Source organism: Mesorhizobium sp. M1423 (assembly GCF_040317575.1).
GTDB lineage: Bacteria > Pseudomonadota > Alphaproteobacteria > Rhizobiales > Rhizobiaceae > Mesorhizobium.
In genome coordinates this window covers 1-20,824 of record NZ_JAMYKU010000025.1, presented here as the reverse complement: position 1 = coordinate 20,824, position 20,824 = coordinate 1, and the positions used below count along the sequence as shown (strand labels likewise).

Annotated in this window: 23 protein-coding genes; 18 read left to right on the top strand and 5 right to left on the bottom strand. The window is 61.5% G+C overall.

Annotated elements, in window-relative coordinates:
• Window position 1: 1 nt before the first annotated feature.
• Window positions 2-601 carry an imidazoleglycerol-phosphate dehydratase HisB gene (gene hisB, locus NKG95_RS26065; protein WP_352717183.1) on the bottom strand — a complete coding sequence of 200 codons (600 nt, stop codon included), beginning with the start codon at window positions 599-601 and terminating at the stop codon, window positions 2-4.
• A gap of 225 nt (window positions 602-826) precedes the next feature.
• Between hisB and hslV the strand changes: the two genes are divergently transcribed.
• From hslV to NKG95_RS26020, 9 genes are all read left to right on the top strand, one after another.
• Window positions 827-1,378 (top strand): ATP-dependent protease subunit HslV, encoded by a 552-nt coding sequence (gene hslV, locus NKG95_RS26060; protein WP_353042905.1) that lies wholly within the window; start codon window positions 827-829, stop codon window positions 1,376-1,378.
• Window positions 1,368-1,910 (top strand): GNAT family N-acetyltransferase, encoded by a 543-nt coding sequence (locus NKG95_RS26055; RefSeq protein WP_353042904.1) that lies wholly within the window; start codon window positions 1,368-1,370, stop codon window positions 1,908-1,910. The genes hslV and NKG95_RS26055 overlap by 11 nt, the downstream gene beginning before the upstream one ends.
• A gap of 4 nt (window positions 1,911-1,914) precedes the next feature.
• Window positions 1,915-2,511 carry a DUF2585 domain-containing protein gene (locus tag NKG95_RS26050; RefSeq protein WP_254815925.1) on the top strand — a complete coding sequence of 199 codons (597 nt, stop codon included), beginning with the start codon at window positions 1,915-1,917 and terminating at the stop codon, window positions 2,509-2,511.
• A gap of 4 nt (window positions 2,512-2,515) precedes the next feature.
• Window positions 2,516-3,829, top strand: coding sequence for an ATP-dependent protease ATPase subunit HslU (hslU, locus tag NKG95_RS26045; RefSeq protein ID WP_023718257.1), 1,314 nt, complete (start codon window positions 2,516-2,518; stop codon window positions 3,827-3,829).
• Between the two features lie 184 nt (window positions 3,830-4,013).
• Window positions 4,014-4,973 (top strand): DUF1402 family protein, encoded by a 960-nt coding sequence (locus NKG95_RS26040; RefSeq protein ID WP_353042903.1) that lies wholly within the window; start codon window positions 4,014-4,016, stop codon window positions 4,971-4,973.
• A 375-nt stretch (window positions 4,974-5,348) separates the two neighbouring features.
• Window positions 5,349-6,308: an AraC family transcriptional regulator gene (locus NKG95_RS26035; RefSeq protein WP_352547999.1), complete on the top strand. Its 960-nt coding sequence runs from the start codon at window positions 5,349-5,351 to the stop codon at window positions 6,306-6,308.
• A 187-nt stretch (window positions 6,309-6,495) separates the two neighbouring features.
• Window positions 6,496-6,861: a putative quinol monooxygenase gene (locus tag NKG95_RS26030; protein WP_353042902.1), complete on the top strand. Its 366-nt coding sequence runs from the start codon at window positions 6,496-6,498 to the stop codon at window positions 6,859-6,861.
• The gene (locus NKG95_RS26025; RefSeq protein ID WP_352484494.1) at window positions 6,858-7,601 is read left to right on the top strand and encodes an SDR family oxidoreductase; all 744 of its coding nucleotides are present in this window, start codon (window positions 6,858-6,860) and stop codon (window positions 7,599-7,601) included. Before NKG95_RS26030 ends, NKG95_RS26025 begins: the two co-directional genes overlap by 4 nt.
• 110 nt (window positions 7,602-7,711) lie before the next feature.
• A complete protein-coding gene (locus tag NKG95_RS26020; protein WP_353042901.1) occupies window positions 7,712-8,359 on the top strand; it encodes a DUF1579 family protein in 648 nt (215 codons plus the stop codon).
• A gap of 312 nt (window positions 8,360-8,671) precedes the next feature.
• Here the strand turns inward: NKG95_RS26020 and NKG95_RS26015 are convergent, their stop codons facing one another.
• The 4 genes from NKG95_RS26015 to NKG95_RS26000 form a co-directional block, all read right to left on the bottom strand.
• A complete protein-coding gene (locus NKG95_RS26015; protein WP_353042939.1) occupies window positions 8,672-8,848 on the bottom strand; it encodes a YjiS-like domain-containing protein in 177 nt (58 codons plus the stop codon).
• A gap of 434 nt (window positions 8,849-9,282) precedes the next feature.
• On the bottom strand, window positions 9,283-10,512 hold the full coding sequence (locus tag NKG95_RS26010; protein WP_023718251.1) for an NAD(P)/FAD-dependent oxidoreductase: 1,230 nt from the start codon (window positions 10,510-10,512) through the stop codon (window positions 9,283-9,285).
• Window positions 10,513-10,514: 2 nt separating this feature from the next.
• Entirely contained in the window at window positions 10,515-10,829 is a 315-nt protein-coding gene (locus NKG95_RS26005) for a MocE family 2Fe-2S type ferredoxin (RefSeq protein ID WP_023718250.1), read from the bottom strand.
• Between the two features lie 40 nt (window positions 10,830-10,869).
• A complete protein-coding gene (locus NKG95_RS26000) occupies window positions 10,870-12,000 on the bottom strand; it encodes a fatty acid desaturase family protein (RefSeq protein WP_353042938.1) in 1,131 nt (376 codons plus the stop codon).
• 135 nt (window positions 12,001-12,135) lie between these two features.
• On the opposite strand from NKG95_RS26000, the gene NKG95_RS25995 reads away from it, so the two are divergent.
• The 9 genes from NKG95_RS25995 to NKG95_RS25955 all read left to right on the top strand — a co-directional run bounded on the left by NKG95_RS25995 (window position 12,136) and on the right by NKG95_RS25955 (window position 20,507).
• The gene (locus NKG95_RS25995; protein WP_353042900.1) at window positions 12,136-13,167 is read left to right on the top strand and encodes a LacI family DNA-binding transcriptional regulator; all 1,032 of its coding nucleotides are present in this window, start codon (window positions 12,136-12,138) and stop codon (window positions 13,165-13,167) included.
• A gap of 309 nt (window positions 13,168-13,476) precedes the next feature.
• Window positions 13,477-14,418 carry a sugar ABC transporter substrate-binding protein gene (locus tag NKG95_RS25990; protein ID WP_353042899.1) on the top strand — a complete coding sequence of 314 codons (942 nt, stop codon included), beginning with the start codon at window positions 13,477-13,479 and terminating at the stop codon, window positions 14,416-14,418.
• Between the two features lie 114 nt (window positions 14,419-14,532).
• A complete protein-coding gene (locus NKG95_RS25985; protein WP_352495260.1) occupies window positions 14,533-15,609 on the top strand; it encodes an ABC transporter permease in 1,077 nt (358 codons plus the stop codon).
• A gap of 2 nt (window positions 15,610-15,611) precedes the next feature.
• On the top strand, window positions 15,612-16,379 hold the full coding sequence (locus NKG95_RS25980; protein WP_353042898.1) for an ATP-binding cassette domain-containing protein: 768 nt from the start codon (window positions 15,612-15,614) through the stop codon (window positions 16,377-16,379).
• 68 nt (window positions 16,380-16,447) lie between these two features.
• Entirely contained in the window at window positions 16,448-17,449 is a 1,002-nt protein-coding gene (gene iolG, locus NKG95_RS25975) for an inositol 2-dehydrogenase (RefSeq protein ID WP_353042897.1), read from the top strand.
• A 23-nt stretch (window positions 17,450-17,472) separates the two neighbouring features.
• Complete coding sequence (locus tag NKG95_RS25970) at window positions 17,473-18,267, top strand: SDR family oxidoreductase (protein ID WP_353042896.1); 795 nt, start codon at window positions 17,473-17,475, stop codon at window positions 18,265-18,267.
• A 195-nt stretch (window positions 18,268-18,462) separates the two neighbouring features.
• A complete protein-coding gene (locus tag NKG95_RS25965; protein ID WP_023718242.1) occupies window positions 18,463-18,729 on the top strand; it encodes a type II toxin-antitoxin system Phd/YefM family antitoxin in 267 nt (88 codons plus the stop codon).
• Entirely contained in the window at window positions 18,726-19,148 is a 423-nt protein-coding gene (locus NKG95_RS25960; RefSeq protein WP_353042895.1) for a type II toxin-antitoxin system VapC family toxin, read from the top strand. The genes NKG95_RS25965 and NKG95_RS25960 overlap by 4 nt, the downstream gene beginning before the upstream one ends.
• A 267-nt stretch (window positions 19,149-19,415) precedes the next feature.
• Entirely contained in the window at window positions 19,416-20,507 is a 1,092-nt protein-coding gene (locus NKG95_RS25955) for a 3-deoxy-7-phosphoheptulonate synthase (protein ID WP_353042894.1), read from the top strand.
• Window positions 20,508-20,824: the final 317 nt, after the last annotated feature.

Sequence of the window (20,824 nt, the reverse complement as noted above, 5' to 3'; positions counted from 1 at the left end):
GCTACCCTTTCAGGGATCCCTTGGTGGAGGGAACCGCGTCCGGCTGGCGCGGGTCGCGCTCGAGCGCCGAACGCAGCGCACGCGCCACGGCCTTGAAGCAGGTCTCGGCAATGTGGTGGTTGTTGGCGCCGTAATGATTGGTGACATGCAGCGTGATGCCGGCATTCTGCGCCAGCGCGTGGAAGAATTCGCGCACCAGCTCGGTGTCGAACGTACCGATCTTCGGCGATGAGAACGAAACATTCCAGACCAGAAAAGGCCGGCCGGAGACGTCGATCGCCGCCCGCGTCAGCGTCTCGTCCATGGCGAGATCGATCGAAGCATAGCGCATGATGCCGCGCCGCTCGCCCAATGCCTTGGCCAGCGCCTGCCCAAGCGCGATACCAGTATCCTCGACCGTGTGGTGGTCGTCTATGTGCAGGTCGCCCTTGGCCTTCACCGTCATGTCGATCAGCGAATGGCGCGATAACTGGTCCAGCATATGGTCGAAGAAGCCGACGCCCGTCGAAATGTCGGATTTGCCCGAGCCGTCGACCTGAACCGACACGGAGATGTCGGTTTCCTTGGTCTTGCGGCTTATCTCGGCGGAACGGGGCGCCATGACCTCATCCTTGTCTCAGATTTGCACGATTCAGGCGTTCACATGCCTGAAAACGAAAGCCTTCTAGCAGCATGATCCGGCGATTGCCAGTTACCGCTGCGGAGCACTATCCGGCCCGGTGGATGGCCGGTTTGCAATCGTCTGGCCTATGCATACATATGGCCGATCAAGTCACTCGTAACGCGCCAATCGCCTTGATGGGATCGGTGCTGATCGGAGCAGAAAATGTCGAATGAACTGACCATGCATGCCACGACCATCCTAACCGTGCGCAAGGGCGGCAAAGTGGTGATCGCCGGCGACGGCCAGGTCAGCCTCGGCCAGACCATCATGAAGGGCAACGCCAAGAAGGTGCGCCGCATCGGCAAGGGCGGCAACGTCATTGCCGGCTTCGCCGGCGCCACCGCCGATGCCTTCACGCTGCTGGAGCGGCTCGAAGCCAAGCTCGAACAATATCCCGACCAGCTGACACGCGCCTGCGTCGAGCTCGCCAAGGACTGGCGCACCGACCGCTATTTGCGCCGGCTGGAAGCAATGATGCTGGTGGCCGACAGGTCGGTGTCGCTGGCGCTGACCGGCACCGGCGACGTGCTGGAGCCCGAATTTGGCGTCATGGCCATCGGCTCCGGCGGCAACTACGCGCTGGCCGCGGCCCGCGCCCTGATGGATACCGATAAAGACGCCGAGGCGATCGCCCGCAAGGCGATGCAGATCGCGTCCGACATTTGCGTCTACACCAACAACAGCTTCGTCGTCGAAACCCTCGATGCCGCCTGAGCGGAGCCTCCGCTACGGTTTTCGGCCGGTGACCGAGAGGGACCTGCCGGTGATCGCCGGCTGGCTTGCCGAGCCGCATGTCGCCGAATGGTGGAACGACCCAGAGACCGAGATCGCGGAGATCCGCGAGCATATCGACAGCATTTCGGTCGAGCCGCTGATCATCGAGCTCGACGGCAAACCCATCGGCTATTTGCAGAGCTACGATCCGCATCTGGAGGACGGCCATCCCTATAGCGACCAGCCGTTCGGCACGCTCGGCATCGATCTGTCGATCGGCGTGCCGGAGCTTGTCGGGGTCGGCCACGGCTCGGCGATCGTCCGGCAGTTCGTCGAGCGGCTTTTCGAGGAAGGTGCGCCGCGCGTCATCATCGACCCGGACCCGGCCAATGCACGGGCTATCCGTGCCTATGAAAAGGCCGGTTTCAGGGCTATCGATCGCAGGAAGTCGGAATATGGCGATGCCGTGCTGATGGCGATTGATGCCCCTGAGGGTGATGCCGAACAGGGTGACGCAGAAGAGGGGCAATAGCAGCATGAGCGTATCCAGCGACAAAACCGTCTCGGCCTACGAAGACAGTTGGCGAATGGGGCTTCTGTTGGTTCTTGGCCTGGTCATCTTCCAGGCAGGGGTCCTCTACGGCATGGGGCGGACACCGATTTGCACCTGCGGCTACGTCAAGCTGTGGCACGGCATCGTGCAGAGCTCCGAGAATTCCCAGCATATCTCCGATTGGTACAGCTTCTCGCATATCATTCACGGCTTCCTGTTCTATGCGCTGGCGTGGTTCCTTTTCCCGCGCTCGCCGATCGGGCTCAGGCTGGCCTTTGCGGTGGTGATAGAGGGCGGCTGGGAGCTGCTCGAGAACAGCCCTTTCATCATCGATCGCTATCGCGCCGGCACGATCTCGCTCGACTATTATGGCGACAGCATTATCAATTCGGTGTCGGACACGCTGGCCATGGTGCTGGGGTTTGTCATGGCGCGAAGGCTACCTATATGGGTGATCGTAACCCTCGCCCTCATCTTCGAATTCGGTGTCGGCTATCTCATCCGGGACAATCTGACACTCAACGTGATCATGCTGCTGCATCCGTTCGAGTCCATTCGGCAGTGGCAAAGTGGAATTTAGTGACATGAGCACCTTCTCTCCCCGCGAAATCGTTTCGGAACTCGACCGCTTCATCATCGGCCAGAAAGACGCCAAGCGTGCCGTGGCGATTGCCTTGCGCAACCGCTGGCGCCGCCAGCAGCTCGAGGGCCAGATGCGCGAAGAGGTGATGCCGAAGAACATCCTAATGATCGGCCCGACCGGTGTCGGCAAGACCGAGATTTCTCGCCGCCTGGCGCGCCTTGCCGGTGCGCCTTTCGTCAAGGTCGAAGCCACCAAGTTTACGGAGGTCGGCTATGTCGGCCGCGATGTCGAGCAGATCATCCGCGATCTGGTCGAGATCGCCATCGGGCTGGTGCGCGAGAAGATGCGCGAGGACGTCGAGGCGCGTGCCCACATCAACGCAGAGGAAAGGGTGCTTGAAGCGCTCGTCGGCAAGACGGCGAGTCCGGCCACCCGTGACAGTTTCCGCAAGAAGCTGCGCGACGGCGAGCTTGACGACAAGGAGATCGAGATCGAAGTGGCCGATACCGGCAATGGCGGCATGCCCGGCTTCGAGATCCCCGGCATGCCGGGCGCCAATATCGGCGTGCTCAACATCAACGACATGCTGTCGAAAGCGATGGGCGGCAAGAAAACCAAGATGCGCAAGACGACCGTTAAAGAGTCCTACGGGCTGTTGATCAGCGACGAGTCCGACAAGTTGCTCGACCAGGACGAGGTGGTGCGCAGGGCACTCGAATCGACGGAGAATGACGGCATCGTCTTCCTCGACGAGATCGACAAGATCGCCTCGCGCGAAGGCGGCATCGGTGCCGGTGTTTCGCGCGAGGGCGTGCAGCGCGACCTGCTGCCGCTGGTCGAAGGCACCACGGTTGCGACCAAATACGGACCGGTGAAGACCGACCACATCCTGTTCATCGCTTCAGGTGCGTTCCACGTCGCCAAGCCATCCGACTTGCTGCCGGAATTGCAGGGCCGCCTGCCGATCCGTGTCGAGCTGCGGGCGCTGGAGAAGGACGATTTCGTCCGCATCCTCACCGAGACCGAAGCCAGCCTGATCAAGCAGTATATCGCACTGATGAAGACCGAGGGAGTCGACCTGGTCTTCACCGATGACGCGATCGACTCGTTGGCCGGCATCGCTGTTGACCTCAACGCCAGCGTCGAGAACATCGGCGCCAGGCGGCTGCAGACGGTGATGGAACGGGTGCTGGACGAGATCTCCTATGACGCACCGGACCGCAACGGCACCTCCGTGACCGTCGATGCCGCCTATGTGGAGAAGCATGTCGGCGACCTCTCCAGAAACACGGATTTGTCGCGTTTCATCCTGTAGGAGACGCTTCATCCTCAAAGAGGCCGGGGAATTGCTCCCGGTCTCCGCCAAATTCAGCCCGGCATTTCCGATGTGTGGCCAAATGGAAGCATCCGGCGAGCTTTCGTCCCGTCGGGTGCAGGCGTCTCTCGACTCCCGTTGGAGCATTACCTAGTTTGCCCGGCGACTATTTGGGCGGCGGCGCATGAAAAAACTGATCCTCGTCATTCTCGGGCTGACGCTGGCGGCAGCCATGTTCGCCGCGCAAGCGGCGACGATGGTGCCGCCCGGCAACCGCAACACCGAGCAGCCCGACATACCGGGCGCATCCAGCCGGCGCACCCAGGCGACCAACACCACCTTCCAGGCGAAATACCGCAAAGTCTTTGCGCTGCTCCAGAACGATGCCGAGCTGCGTGGCAAGATCATGCAGGCAGCCGCGGCCTATGGCATCGACCCGATGCATATCGTCGGCGCCATCGTCGGCGAGCACACCTATAATGTCGATGCCTACGACCGGCTGCAGACCTACTACGTCAAGGCGATCTCGTATCTGTCGAGCAAGCTCACCTTCGCCTATGAAGGCGAAGACATCACCGATTTCGTGCAGCGGCCGCAATTTGCCAAGTGCGCGGGCAAATCGGACAGTTACGAACTCTGGGAATGCCGCGAGCAGGTGTGGAACCGGTCGTTCCGCGGCAAGACCGTCAACGGCGAGAGCTTTCCCAACGACCGCTTCGGCGCGACTTTCTTCCAGCCCTATTATGCCGGCCAGACTTTTGGTCTTGGCCAGCTCAATCCGCTGACGGCCCTGCAAATGAGCGATCTCGTGCACAAGGTTTCCGGCCTGCCGGAGCTCGACGTCGGCGACCCGAACGCGGTCTACAAGACCATCATGGATCCTGACCTGACACTGCCTTATGTCGCGGCAACGATCCGGAAGTCGATCGACGCCTATAAAAGCATTGCCGGCTTCGACATCTCAGGCAATCCCGGCATCACGTCGACCCTCTACAATGTCGGCAATCCGGAACAGCGTGCCTATGCGCTGAAGGCGGAGAACGACAAGCGCCGCGCTGCGGGCGAGCCGGAAAAGCTGCCTGAGGAAAATTACTATGGCTGGCTGGTCAACGACAAATTGCCGGAGCTGAAGGCGCTGTTTTAGCAGTGAAGGTCTGCGGTGGAGCCTGCGCCAGGAAATCGCCTATCTGCTTGAACTCTGTGGCTTCGAACCCGTCGATCTTTTCAAGGGATCGCCCCCGGCTGGGGAACAGCTTTTGGGTCGCGCGCGCGATCTGATGGGCAGCAAGGGGCGGATATTGTTGAAAAAAGTCCGGCGCATCCCTAAGCGAACGCCGCCAGCAGAATCCCATTTCCTTTGTCAGATCTCTTGCGGAATCTGGATCCGCAATAGGTCTCCCTTCGGTTGCCCACTAAGAGAGGTAACGGGATGCATAAGCGTATGCGAAGTTGGGGCAAAGGAGTGCAGATGAGTGATCCGCTTAGGTCCATTGATCGGCCCGGTCTAGGGCGTGCAACGATGAGCTACCAGCCGGCCGAGAATGATTTGTTGAGCGAGGTGCTGCGCGATCTACGCCTTGCCCATGCGAGATATGGCCGCAGCGAGTTGACGGCGCCCTGGGGCATCGCCGTGCCGTTCAGGGAGGGCGTACGTTTTCATGCGATGCTCGAGGGTCATTGCTGGATACAAGCCAAGGGCTTGCCGCCGCTGCTGCTCGAAAACGGCGATGTGCTTCTTCTTCCCCACGGAACAGAGCACACTATGTCCGATCGGCCAAAACGGCGAACCTTGCCGCTCGCCGATGTCAAACCCGCGTTGATCGGGAACGGAACTTACGAGTTGAAGTCTGGCGGCGGCGGCGCGCGATCGTTGATCGCATGCTGTACGATCGGCTTTGAGGGCCCGACAGCAAATCCGCTGCTGGAACTGCTACCTTCTGTGATGCACATCCGGCATGCCGAGCATGGCGATACTGACCTACCAAGCCTCATTGCGATGATGGCGCGCGAGGCTGAAGCGCAAAGAATCGGCTCTGCAACGATAATGGCGCGCCTCGCCGATATTGTCATGACGCAAGTAATCAGAACCTGGGTCGAGACATGTTCGGACGACCTGACTGGTTGGCTGGCGGCCGTGCAGGATCCACAAATCGGGTCGGCGCTTGCAAGAATCCATCGCTCCCCTGGGGAAGACTGGCCAGTCGATCGCCTGGCTGCATTGTCCGGGCTGTCGCGATCGAGGTTCTCGCAGCGGTTCAAGAGCCTGTTGTCGGTATCCCCCGCCCGCTATCTCCTGCAATGGAGGCTTCGGCTGGCGGCATCCTGGTTGCGTAACGGATATATGTCGCAGTCACAGATCGCATCGGAGTTGGGATATGACTCCGATGCGTCCTTCAGCAGGGCGTTCAAACGCTTCATGGGTGTCTCACCCGGCGCTATCCGAGATTCAGGGCTGCGTGTGAGCGGAACAGAGTCCTGATCGGGTTCATGCGAGGCTGTTTCGACCAGCCGCAGATACGCTCCTGTTGCGACCGCGTGTAATACGGAAAATACGCGCGACAAACGGTCAAATATTCAGTCGTTTCTGCCATAGCAACGCCATACCAGCATCTGCCAATTTCAATGGCCGCAACCACTTCGGTCGGCCGTTCCGGCAGGAGTACCACATGGCGCTGACGTCGCCTGATCTTCCTCGACCAACCGCTGGCGAAGACACGCCCTATTGCGTTATCGCTAAGCATCGCGCCACTCCCGGCCAAGGCTCCGCGCTTGTCGCACGTATGCTTAAAGATCTCCAAGCGACGAGATCGGAAGCCAGCTGTCTTCAATTCCACATCCATCGAGATCGGACCGACCCCGATCTCATCGTTATCTACGAGGTCTGGCGCAGTATCGATGCACTCAAGAGCCACTTCGGCAAAGCCTATGTCCAGAGCTTCGTCGTAGATGCTGGTGAGCTCGAACCGGGCGACATGGAGACGCAGTGGCTGGAGATGCTGAGTCCGTATGCCAGCGGCAGAGATCCAGGATGAACGGTGACGAGCAGCCTCTTTCGAATCAGCGTGTCGTGATCGTCGGCGGGACAAGCGGCATGGGCATGGGCGCGGCCCGCGCAGCCTCTCAAGCAGGCGCCGAGGTCATTGCGCTCGGGCGGCGCCCTTCAGCGAGAATGGCTGTAGAGGAAAGCGTCCACGGTTCGATCACGTTCCAGTCGCTGGACATGACCGATGATACAGCGGTCGAGCAAATGTTCGAAACACTAGGGACGCTCGACCACCTTCTTATCACCGCGACCCCGCCGAGTCCGGGAGGTCCCTTCCTCTCCCAGACGATGGCCGACGCGCGGGCCGTTCTGCACGGCAAGCTCTTGGGCAGTTGGTCTTGCGCGCGGCACGCAGCGCCTAGGATGCCGAAAGGTGGTTCGATCACATTCACGACCGGTGGCTTGGTGACCAAGCCTCGCATGGGCGCATCGATGATGATGGTCGCCTTTGCTGGTCTGGAGGCGCTGACGCGAGCCCTTGCGCTCGAACTCGGTCCGATCCGCGTCAACACAATCCGACCGGGCGTCATAGACAGCGAAATGTGGGCCGGCATGCCGCAGGCGAAGCGCGCGGCGTTTTTCGCGCTGGTGCGTCAGCGCTTCCCGGCAGGACGCGTCGGAAAAGTCGACGATATCGGCAAGGCCGCACTTTTCCTGATGACCAATGACTTTGTGACCGGCGCCGTTATCGAAGTTTCCGGTGGTGAAACGCTGGTCAGCATCGAATGACGGAGAGGTATGAGATGAGTATCCACGAGTTCACCCGACAAAATTCGCAACGATTGCCCCAACTGAGCGTCATAGCAATTCCTGGGCGAGCGATGAGCTGGAGATAAAGTATGATCAAGACACTACACGTTGCCCTATTCGTCGTTGCGTTCGCCCTCCCCATTCCTTTCGGCGCATTGGCTCAAGGCAGCTCGGCTGCAGCCGAGCCCCCGACCCAGTCGGAGTTGCCGAATTGGCTTCGCCGTGGATTGCCGGGCCCGGGGCATGAGGTCCTGGCGCCAATGATCGGCACCTGGCGCGTCCAGATGAGCTTCTACGGCACGCTCGGCCGTAGCCCCGATCAGCCGCCGCTCGTGACGGACGATCTCATTAGCCATCGTCAGTGGTTGGCGGGCGGCCGTTACATCGAAGACATAATGGAGGGAACGCTGGATGGAGCGCCGGTCTGGCGCAAAGGATGGCTCGGCTACAGCATCATGGACGGACGTTACGAGTGGGTCACGATCGATCCTGTCAACACAACCATGATGTATTTTAAAGGCGTCCCTAATTCGGGGGATCAAAGGCCGATCGGCATGTCCGGCACCTTTACCGACCAGGGCGTGGCGGGCGAAGAAACAGTCGGCAAGCAGGTCGGCATGCGCACTGTAATCAAAATCGAGAACAACGATCGCCACATCATTGAGCTCTATTTCACGCGTCCCGGACAGCAAGAAACACTGGCAACGCGCGCCGTCTATACGCGACTGAAGGCGTGAGCGATCGCTCAAGGGTGGCTCGGACGTTGTAAGCAGCTTGCGCGGGTTCCATCGCTCGGCCGGGATATGCCGGGAAGGTCGAGTTCAGCTCCGACGATCTCAAAGCGTCCAGTTCGGCGCCTGGAACTGCTTTGAAAGACGACCGGACGCTGAGCGCCCGACAAGTCAGAGATCGGACCTGAACGGAGCGCGTTCTCGGAGCTGAGATGAGGATCAGTCCAGCGAACATTGCCCCGAGCAGGCACACCTCTCCGACTTCTGCGCCGATCGCGGTGGAGAGACCGGCCATCGCTAGCTCCTCTATCAACTCGCTCAGCCGGACGACAGGCTCGGCAGTCGAAGCAGGCTGGTTCTATCGACGGCGGCCGCCTTGCCACGGCCTGCCAATGCGGGATCGATTCCGGCATCGCGTAGCTGGCGGTCGCTAAGTTGAGCCAGCTCACGCCGTTGGGCTGCGGCCCTAAGGGATCGGGCGATGACCAGGTGCATAACACGGAGAACACACTGGACTGGAGGCGTCATGATAGCCTCTTTTCACAGAGCCCCGGCCGTATACGGGCAGGGCGGCGGGCTGTGGTCAGCCCGTCTACTGAGGAGAGAGGGTCGCGCTGCGCGGTTGCGCAAAGATTTCAGAAGGAGGAAATTCGGTTACATCTGAAACTCGGTTGGCTGGAAGGGGTCGTCTCGGCCGTGACGGCAAGCGCTTAGCTGACATCTGGGATCGAGATCGGATCATTCGCCTCATGGCAACCTTTCGGCGCAAAGTCGCGCGAACGACCCCGTTCCAACCCTCATGAGACGTTTCCATCGCGGGCAGGAACGACCGCTCAGGGTCGTCTCCCGCCATCAGGTGCAGGATTGTCACCACCAGAACGGCAAGCGCTCCGCAAGTTCTTTCAAATGGCTCTGGAACCCGCGCTGGCTCATGTCGCCAGCAGCGACTTCAGCTTGATCGTTTGCGAGCCTAGCGCTTCCGGCGCCGGCTTTGCCCTTTTCGCGATCAGCATCTCGGCCAGCCTTATGTCGCGGGCGACCGCGTTGCCGGGGCCGATGCCACTTGCCGCAACCAGCCTGCCGTCCTCGGCGAGATGGAACAGGATGAAGGCGCCGTCGCCGAGCTCGCGACGCACAATGCTGCGGCCTTCGTCCGACAGGCCGGCGATCTGCAAGGTCAGGCCGTACTGATCCGACCAGAACCATGGCACCGCCGCGTGGGCCTCGCCGGCGCCAAGCATGTTCCTGGCCGCAAGCGCGCCCTGCTCCTGCGCATTGCGCCAGGCTTCCAGCCGCACTCGCCGGCCGCCATAGATGGCGAGCGGAAACGAGCAGCAATCGCCGGCGGCAAAGATGTCGGGGTCGCTGGTGCGAAGCTCGGCGTCGACGGCGATACCATTGTCAATCGTCAGCCCTGCCTCCGCGGCAAGTCCGGTCACCGGCACGGCGCCGATGCCGATCACGGCAAGATCGGCGACAATGTCGTGTCCACCGGCAAGCACGATGCGCACTTCGGCGCCGTCATCGGCAATGGCGTCGATGCCCTCGCCGCACAGGATTTTTACGCCTTCGGCTTCATGCGCCTGATGGATAACCTGCGCGATCTCGGCCGGCACGCCGCGCATCAGAATGCGCGGCTGCGCCTCGATAACGGCAACAGTGGCGCCGAGCCTGCGTGCCGCCGTGGCGAGCTCGAGCCCGATGAAGCCGCCGCCGATGATGGCGACGCGATTTCCGGCGCTGAGATGAGCGCGAATGGCCAGTGCGTCGTTGAAGGTCCGCAGATAGACGCAGCGCCCGCCAAGGCCCGGAATCGGCAGCTTGCGCGGCAGCGACCCTGTCGCCAGCAGGAGCTTGTCGTAGGCCAGGACCGAGCCGTCCGACAGGCGCACGACATGCGCCACGCGGTCGATCGCCATCGCCTGAACCGAATGGATATGCCTGATCGATCTTTCGGCCAGGACCGCCTCACTGGCGATCGCCTTGATCAGGGGCGCGTCGGCGACCATCGCGTCTTTCGACAGCGGTGGCCGCTCATAGGGCAGATGCGGCTCGTCGCCGACCAACGTCACCGGGCCATCATAGCCGAGCTCGCGCAGCGCAAGGGCGGCGCGCCCGCCGCATTCGCCGGCGCCAATGATGACCATTCCCTTCGTCATCATCAACCGATCCGGACAAGGACTTTGCCGGCGTCGACTTTGACCGGATAGGTCCTGAGATCGACGCAGACCGGCGCGCCCCTGGCAGCCCCAGTCTTGTAATTGAAGCGGCCATTATGCTTCGGGCATTCGATGATATCGTCCATCACCAGCCCGTCGGCCAGATGCACCTTCTCATGCGTGCAAAGCCCGTCGGTGGCGAAATACCCGTCCTCGGGGCTGCGGTAGATGGCGAAGGTGCGACCGCCATGGTCGAACCGCATCACATCCTCCTCGTCGATGTCCTCGGCGTCACAAGCCTCGACCCAGTCGCTCATTTGCGCCTTCCCCGATTCTTGGTGCCCCGGCGTAGGCTTGTCATTCAGCAGCCACCGCAACAGCAGCGTTATCGTTGTGGAAATCCTCGCGATAGGGCCTCGCCGTCGGCGGCAGTTCGCGCTTGATGAAATAATCCTCATTGCGCAGCTGGCGCAGGAAAGCCGGTATCATCTCGCGATAGCCGGCCAGGATGGACGGCGTCGGCGCCGGCAGATCGTGCTTGATCAGCTCATGCAGCCTGGGCAGCGCATGGTAGGGCACCATGGGGAACATGTGATGCTCGACGTGGTAGTTCATGTTCCAGTAGATGAAGCGGCTTATCGGGTTCATGTAGACGGTGCGGCTGTTCAGCCGGTGATCGGTGACGTTTTCAGCCAGGCCGCCATGCTGCAGCAGGCCGACCATGACATGATGCCAGGCACCGTAAAGCCTGGGCAGCCCGACCATCATCAGCGGCAGGAACGAGCCGGTAAGAAGCGCCAGCGCGACCGTCGCGGCATAGATCGCCGTCCAGATGCGAGCAATGCGGATTGCCTTCGGCTGCTCCTGGTCGGGAATGAAGGTTCTTTCGGCCGGACTGATGATGCCGGCCGCATTGCGCAGCATGTCGCTCATCGCATGCCAGGCATCGAGAATGCCGACGAAATTGAGCACGACGCGCAGCAGATCGGGCGGGCGCATGACCGAGATCTCCGGATCGCGGCCGACGATGATGGTATCGGTATGGTGGCGCGTATGGCTCCAGCGCCAGGTCACCGGGTTGCGCATGATCATGAAGCAGGCGATCTGATAGACCACGTCGTTCATCCACTGCGTCCGGAAGGCGGTGCCGTGGCCACATTCGTGCCAGCGTGAATCGGTGGAGGAACCGTAGAGGACGCCGTAGACGAAGAAGAACGGCACGCACCACCAGCTGCCCCAGAACAAGGCGGCGCCCGCGCCGCTGAGGATCATGGCGCCGAGCCAGATGATGGTATCGCGGATCGCCGGGCCGTCGGAGCGCTGCATCAGCTCCTTCATCTGCTTGCGCGGCACGTCGGTGTGATACCACTCGGCCGCCGCCAGCCCGCTCTCGACGGCAAGCTTCGCGTCGCGGCCGACCAGGCTGTAGTCGCGTTGGGACGCTGCTGCTGAGGTTGTGTTCCCGGTTTGGAGTCCAATATCCACCATGGCGGAGGCCTCGATCATATTCGGTCAGTGTTCAAAATAACGCCGAGCGCTGATAGACTCAATATCACAAAGATAGTTTCTATCATTTTCCATCAGAATGGTTTAAAAGAGTCGGATAGTTGGAGCGAGGCAGCGATGGCGAAACGGCCGACGATCACCGACCTGGCACGCATTTCGGGGGTCAGCGTTGCCACCGTCGACCGGGTGCTGAACAACCGCTTGCCGGTGCGCGAGGAAACCGCGCGCCGCGTCTATGACGCCGCGACCAGCATCGGCTATCACGCGGCCGGATTGATCAAGCAGCGGATGCGCCATGAATTGCCGGAGTATCGCCTCGGATTTCTGCTGTTGCGGCGGGAAGACGTCTTCTACAGCGAATTTGCCCGCGAACTTGAACTGGCAGTATCGCAGTCGCCGCGCTTTCGAGGCGTGGCGACCATCGACTTCGCCGATTCGCTGGCGCCGGATGAGATCGTCGAGCGGATGCGCAAGCTGGCCGCCAAATCCAGGGCCGTCGCCTTGGTCGGGCCTGATCACCCGACGCTGACGGTGGCCGTCGAGGCGCTCAAAGCCAACGGCGTACCGGTGTTCTCCCTGCTTTCCGACTTTGCGTCCGGCATTCGCGAGGGCTATGTCGGCCTCGACAATCGCAAGGTTGGCCGCACCGCTGCCTGGATGATCTCGAAGGCCGCGAAGAGACCTGGCAAGGTCGCCCTCTTCGTCGGCAGCCATCGCTTCCACGGCCACGAGCTTCGCGAGATCGGTTTTCGCTCCTTTTTTCGCGAGCAAGCGCCGGAATTCACTCTCCTTGAGACGTTGGTCAATCTGGAAGCGAACCAGATCACGCATGATGCAATGATCGAGCTTCTGGCCCGCCACCCCGATCTTGCCGGCTGCTATGTCGCCGGTGGCGGCATGGAAGGCGCGATCTCGGCGCTGAGGGAGGCAAAGCCGGCAGAGATGCCAGCGGTCGTCTGCAACGAGATCACGCCTGACTCCCGCGCGGCGCTGGCGGATAATTTCCTGACGATGGTGATCTCGACGCCTCTGGCAGCGCTTTGCCGCGAGCTTGTCGGGCTGATGGCGCATGCCATCGAGACCGGCGCCGCGAATGCGCCGGGTCAGACCTTTCTGCCCTTCGACGTTTATCTGCCGGAAAACATCTGACGTCGCGGTCATTGGCGGCAGACATGATGTAATCTATCAGAACGCTTTCAGGCCTGGCTTGCCTGAGCGTTCGTCTAAAAGAGCTCGAAATGCCGAAAATCCATTCCTCATGGCGAAATCTCGCTTGACGCCCACGCGAAATGGAATAAATATTTCACCAACTGAGCATTTTGGTTCTTTCGTTCCGGAAGATCTGTTTCAGGCAAATGCCTTCCGGAACTAAAATGGCAATCGGGAGAGAATTCCCTGCGAGATCGGGGATTCCGGGTAGATCGGTGCAGCCGGACACCAATGTGGAGGAGAAATAAAATGAAAAAACTGCTTTTGGGCGTCGCGTTCGCGGCGCTAATGAGTTCGTCCGCCTTTGCTGCCAAGATCGGCGTGTCGATGGCGTTGTTCGACGACAATTTTCTCACCGTGCTGCGCAACGGCATGATCGAGCAGGCCAAGGGCATGGACGGCGTCGAGCTGCAGGTGGAGGACGCGCAGAACGACGTTGCCAAGCAGCTCGACCAGATCAAGAACTTCGCCGCCTCGGGCGTCGACGCAATCATCGTCAACCCGGTCGACACCTCGGCCACCCAGGCGATGTCGGACGCAGCCGCCGCTGCCAAAATTCCGCTGGTCTATGTCAATCGCGAGCCGGTCAACGTCGACACGCTGCCGGAAAACCAGGCTTTCGTCGCCTCGAACGAAGCCGATTCTGGCACGCTCGAGACCAAGGAGGTCTGCCGCCTGTTCAAGGAAGCCGGCAAGAAAGAGGCCAATGTCTATGTGATCATGGGCGAGCTGTCGAACCAGGCCGCGGTGCAGCGCACCAAGGACATCGATGATGTGATTGCCACGCCGGATTGCAGCTTCATCAAGATCATCGACAAGCAGACGTCGAACTGGAAGCGCGAAGAAGCGCAGAACCTGATGACCAACTGGCTGTCGACCGGCAAGTCGTTCGACGGCGTCATCGCCAACAATGACGAGAGCGCCATCGGCGCTATCCAGGCGATGAAGGCCGCCAATATCGACATGAAGTCGGTTGTCGTCGGCGGCGTCGACGCTACCCAGGACGCGCTAGCGGCGATGCAGGCGGGCGACCTCGATGCGACGGTGTTCCAGGACGCAGCCGGCCAGGGCGCTGGCGCGCTTGATGCTGCGCTCAAGCTGGCGAAGGGCGAGAAGGTCGAGCACAAGGTCTACATCCCGTTCCAGCTGGTCACGCCGGCAAATATCGACAAGTTCCTGAAGAAGAACTGAGGCGGACCTGTCCGATACGGAGCGGCGCGCCAAAGTAAAACAGCGCCGCTCCGCTTTTTCCCTCTCGGCCTGAACAGCGCCGAGTGGAGACCGTGGCTGACGGAGGAAGCACGATTGGCACAGACATCTCACGGCGTCGGCGGGCTCAGCTATGATGCGAAGCGGCGCGCATGGCCGGCCGAATTCAACGTCTTCCTGGCGCTCGTCATCCTGGTCGGCGCTTTCGAACTGATCGGCCGGGTTTTCCTTGGCGACAGCTTCCTGTTCAATACCCGCGACAATATCGACGCGATCTTCAACGAGGCGCGCCTGCAGATCATTATCCTGCAGGTGTCGATCGTCGGCATCATTGCCATCGGCGTCACGCAGGTGATCATTACCGGCGGCATCGACCTGTCCTCGGGTTCGATCGTCGGCGCCACGGCGATGATAGCCATGAGCTTCGCCCAGGTGGCGACGGTCAACGGCAACCCGAACCCCAAGGCGATGTTCATTGCCCAAGGCTGGACCGACCTGCCGGTGATCGTGCCGGTGCTCGTCGCAATCGGCTGCGGCCTGCTGGCCGGCCTGGTCAACGGTGCCTTGATCGCCTACACGCGCATCCCGCCGTTCATCGCCACGCTCGGCATGATGGTCACCGCGCGCGGCATCGCCAAATGGTGGTCGAAGGGGCAGCCGATCTCGTTTCCAACCGAGAGTTTCGCCGCCATCGGCAAGGGGCTGATGCCGGTCATCATTTTCATTTCGCTGGCGGTGCTGTTCCAGCTGATCCTGAGCTACACCAAATATGGCAAGCACTGTTATGCAATCGGCTCCAATGAGGATGCCGCGCGCATGTCCGGCATCAATATCGCCAACCACAAGATCCTCGTCTACGTCATTGCCGGCATCCTTGCCGCGCTCGCCGCCGTGGTGTTGAGTTCCAAGAATCTCACCGCCCAGGCCGGCATGGGTGTGATGTATGAGCTCGATGCGATCGCCATGGCGGTCATCGGTGGCGTGTCGCTGTCGGGAGGCCGCGGCTCGATCATCGGGACGGTGATCGGCTCGCTGATTTTTGGCGTCATCATCTCCGGCTTCACCTTTCTGCGCCTCGACGCCTATTATCAAGAGATGGTCAAGGGCGTGATCATCGTCGGCGCAGTCGTTCTCGACCAATGGCGCCAACGCCTGCGGGCAATGAGGGCTTGATCATGTCGGACATCGTCCTGAAAACCGAAAACCTGACCAAGTATTATGGCGGCGTCCATGCGCTGGAGAGCGCCAACTTCGAACTGCGCAAGGGCGAGCATGTCGCCATCATGGGCGACAATGGCGCCGGCAAATCGACTTTCGTACGACAGATCACCGGGGTCGAGCAGCGAACCAACGGCAAGATGTGGTTCGACGGCAAGGAAGTGAATTTTGCCGGCCCTATCGAAGCGCGCGAGGCGGGCATCGAGACGGTGTTCCAGAATCTGGCGCTCGCCGACGATCTCGACGTGCCGTCGAACCTGTTCCTCGGCCGCGAGAGGGTGCTTTTCAATCTCGGGCCCTTCTCGATCCTCGATCGCAAGTTCATGCGCAAGGCGACCGAGGCGGCGTTGGTCCGCACCGCCGTCAAGATCCCCAACCTTTCCAACACCATCCGGCACATGTCGGGCGGCCAGCGCCAGTGCGTGGCGATCGCCAGAACCGCGACCTTTGCTTCCAAGCTCATCATCATGGACGAGCCGACGGCAGCACTCGGCGTGCAGGAGACGATGCAGGTCGAAAACATCATCCGCACGCTGAAGGAAAACGGAGAACCGCTGATCCTGATCTCTCACAATATGCGCCAGGTGTTCGACCTGGTCGACCGTATCGTCGTTTTCCGGCGCGGCCGCATCGTCGCCAATCTGCGCAAGCAGGACACCGACGGCAACGATATCGTCTCCTATATCACCGGCGCCAAGACCGGGCAGGCGGAACTTGCGGCCTAAGGGCCAACGCCGCGTCACAGGCGCTGACACGCCTTCCCTTCCGAACCATCCTCAAAGGAAAATTCTTCATGCCTCTTCGCTTTGCTCTTCTCGGTGCCGGCCGTATCGGCAAGGTCCACGCCCGCGCGGTCGGCTCCAATCCGCAGGCCAGGCTGGTCGCGGTAGCCGACGCCTTCGAAAAGGCGGCGACCGATCTGGCCTCTGCCTATGGCGCCGAAGTGCGCAGCATCGATGCCATTGAAACTGCCAGGGATATCGATGCGGTCGTCATCTGCACGCCGACCGACACCCATGCCGATCTGATCGAACGCTTCGCCAAAGCGGGCAAGGCGATCTTCTGCGAGAAGCCGATCGACCTCGACGCCGGCAGGGTGGAACAATGCCTGGCCGTCGTCGACAAGGCCGGCGCGACCCTGATGGTCGGCTTCAACCGCCGCTTCGATCCGCATTTTGCCGCCGTGCGCAAGGCGATCGACGACGGTGCGATTGGCACGGTCGAAATGGTGACCATCACCTCGCGCGATCCCGGTCCGCCGCCGCTCGACTATATCGGCCGCTCGGGCGGCATCTTCCGCGACATGACCATCCATGATTTCGACATGGCGCGCTTCCTGCTCGGCGAGGAGCCGGTGGCGGTCAGCGCGCACGCTTCGGTCCTGGTCGACAAAAAGATCGGCGAGGCCGGCGACTTCGACAGCGTCAGCGTCATCCTCGAAACCGCCTCCGGCAAGCAATGCGTCATCTCCAACTCGCGCCGCGCCACCTATGGCTACGACCAGCGCATCGAGGTGCATGGCTCGAAAGGCATGATTGCGGCCGAGAACCAGCGGCCGGTGTCGATCGAACTGGCAAATGAGAAAGGATATACGCGGCCGCCGCTGCACGATTTCTTCATGACCCGTTATCTCGACGCCTATGCCAACGAGATCGCTGCCTTCATCGCGGCAGCGACGTCAGGCAAGAAGGCGGCGCCGAGCGGCAAGGACGGGCTGGTGGCGCTCAGGCTGGCAGATGCGGCGCTGAAATCGGCCAAGGAAGGCAAGACCGTCCGCCTCGATAAAACAATCTGACTATCAAGCACAGGAGCAAGGCGATGAACGGTTCAGCCGGTCGCAATTCCGAAACACGCGCCATCGTCACCGGCGGCGCGCAAGGCATCGGCTTCGCCGTCGCCGAGGCGCTGGCCGATGAGGGCTGCCGGGCGCTTGCGCTGATCGGCCGCTCGCAGGAGAAAGGCGACAAGGCTGTCGCCGCTCTCAAGCGGGCAGGCGTCGATGCCATCTTCATCAGCGCCGACGTCTCAAAAGTGGCCGACTGCAAGCGTGCGGTCGAAACGGCGATTGGCCATTTCGGCACCGTCAACGCGCTGGTCAACGCCGCCGCCACCTCGGCTCGCGGCTCACTGGTCGAGACCTCAGAGGATCTATTCGACCAGATATTCCAGACCAATGTGCGCGGTCCGTTTTTCTTGATGCAGGGAGTGGTGGCGCATTTGCTGGCGCGCCAGGCACCGGGCTCGATCGTCAACGTGCTGTCGATGTCGGCGCATTGCGGCCAGTCGTTCCTGGCGCCCTATTCATCGAGCAAGGGCGCGCTGGCGACACTGACCAAGAATGTCGCCAATGCCTATCGCGGCAATCGCATCCGCTGCAACGCGGTGCTGCCCGGCTGGATGGACACCGAGGGCGAGGCGATCGTGCAGAAGAAATGGCATGACGCGCCGGACGACTGGCTGGAGAAGGCCGAGGCCGCGCAGCCGATGGGCCAATTGGTGAAGCCGGCGCAACTTGCCCGATTGATCAGCTATATGATCAGCCCGCAGTCCGGCGTCATGACCGGGTCGCTTGTCGACTACGACCAGAGCATCGCGGGGGCGTCACCGGAGTAGGATCAGCCGTGTAGCCTTGCGTCAGAAGCAGTTTGCCATGAGTGGCCGAGATGCCCCAAAATATCAAAGCCGGCATGATCGGTTCCGATCGAACTCGCCCAGGCACCCGGGCTCTGAAACCCTCTCCTTCCCTGTTGCCGCCGTGTCGCCATTCCCATATAGTCAAGATAGTCAGAATGGTCATGGGAGGCCGAAATGCCGTCTGCGCCCAGAGAGGATACTAACTGGACGGTCGCCGGGGCAAAGGCCCGGCTCTCGGAGGTTATCGAGCGCGCGCAGTCTTCGCCGCAGACGATCACCAGAAACGGCAAACCAAGCGTGGTTGTCGTCTCGGCCGAGGAATGGCAGCGGAAGACCGCGCGCAAGGGTACGCTTGCGGAGTTCCTGCTGGAGTCGCCGCTGCGCGGCGCCGATCTCAACCTTGAGCGCCAGCGCGACGAACCGCGTGATCTGCCGCTGTGAGGCTTCTGCTCGATACGAATGTCCTGTCCGAGGTGACAAGGCCGGCGCCGGATGCGCGCGTTCTGGACTGGCTGGACAGGCTTGATGAGGACCGCTCATTCATTAGCGTCGTGTCGATCGCGGAGATCCGGCGCGGCGTCGCCCTCATGGACGAGGGCCGGAAGCGCGAGGCACTGGCCGAATGGCTCGCGCGGGACCTGCCGCAGCGCTTCGAGCAGAGAGTTCTTCCGGTGGACGAACCGGTTGCCTTGGCGTGGGGCGACCTGATGGGCCTTGCGAAGCGCCGCGGTCGCGGTCTGTCATCGATGGACGGCCTGATTGCAGCCACGGCGATTGCGCAGGAACTCACCTTGGCAACGCGTAACGCGAAGGATTTCGAAGACTTCGGAATTGAACTCGTCGATCCCTGGACTGCATGAACCGCTCGGCGCTGCATGGTGGGCCACTACACGCAGCTGCCCCTACACTACGTCAGTAGCATCATCAGACACGTGACAAGCGCCTCGGCTTCGGCTATAGGGCGTGCATGATCAACCCGACCGCCTCGTTTTGGTATTTTAGCAGCTCGCTGGCGGCGGGAGGATTGCGCTCGATCTGAAGATTGCAGCAGCAAGATCCGAACAGCCGCCAGACCTGGCGGCTTTTTTGTTTCAGCCGGCAGGTCTCCCAATCAGGAGCAGAAAGCCGTGTTGACCACCACAGACGATCTTCGGGTCAAGGAAATAAGGGAATTGAGTACGCCGGACGAGGTGATGCGGGAGATACCGCGCACACTGACGGCGACGCGGACCGTTGCCGCGTCACGCAATGCTATCCATGCCGTGCTGACCGGCACCGACGACCGGCTGGTGGTCGTCGTCGGCCCCTGTTCGATCCACGACCCGGCCGCTGCCGTAGACTATGCCAGCCGCTTGGCATCGCTGCGAGAGAGCCTGTCGGACCGGCTGGAGATCGTGATGCGGGTGTATTTCGAGAAGCCGCGCACGACGGTCGGCTGGAAGGGCCTGATCAACGATCCCGACCTGGACGGCAGCTTCAACATCGACAAGGGGCTGCGGATGGCCCGCAACGTGCTCGCCGCCGTCAACAATCTCGGCCTGCCGGCGGCGACCGAATTCCTCGACATGGCCACCCCGCAATATATCGCCGACCTCGTCGCCTGGGGCGCGATCGGCGCGCGCACGACCGAGAGCCAGATCCATCGCGAACTGGCATCGGGCCTGTCCTGCCCGGTCGGCTTCAAGAACGGCACTGACGGCAATCTGCGGATCGCCGCCGAGGCGGTGAAATCGGCCGCCCAACCGCATCATTTCATGGCGGTGACGAAGGGCGGACGCAGCGCCATCGCGACGACCACCGGCAACGAGGACTGCCACGTCATCCTGCGCGGCGGCATTCAGCCCAATTATGACGCAACAAGCGTCGCGGCTGCCTGCGCGGAACTCGGCCGGATCGGCGTGGCGCCGCGGCTGATGATCGATGTCAGCCACGCCAACAGCAGCAAGAAGCCGGAAAACCAGCCAGGGGTGGCGGCCGACGTGGCTGGCCAGGTCGCGGCAGGCGACGAGCGCATCATCGGCGTCATGATCGAGAGCAACCTTGTCGCCGGCCGGCAGGACGTCATGCCGGGCAAGCCGCTCGTCTATGGCCAGAGCATCACCGATGGCTGCATCGACTGGGCAGCCACCGAGACGGTGCTTTACGGCCTTGCCGACGCGGTCGAGCGGCGCCGGTCGGCGCGCCGAAGCATGATATCAAGCCGTTCAGGCGCCGCCTGAGCACTTCTCCTTCTCCCCTTGTGGGAGAAGGTGGATCGGCGCGCAGCGCCGAGCCGGATGAGGGGCGCTGGAAGAAACTCGGCGTAAAAATATTTAGGCATTTCAAGCGTTTATTTCTTCGCTGTAGCGATCCGTCCAACACCCTCATCCGACCGAGCTTCGCTCGGCCACCTTCTCCCTCAAGGAGGCCTTTGCACAGAATCGGATTGGTGATTCTGTGGCGTGGTCGCTACGGGAGATTCGCGGATGGTTGATCGTGTGCTTGGTCAATTGAGCTTGGCGGACGGCCTTGCGGTGTCGGATGAGACGATCTTCGA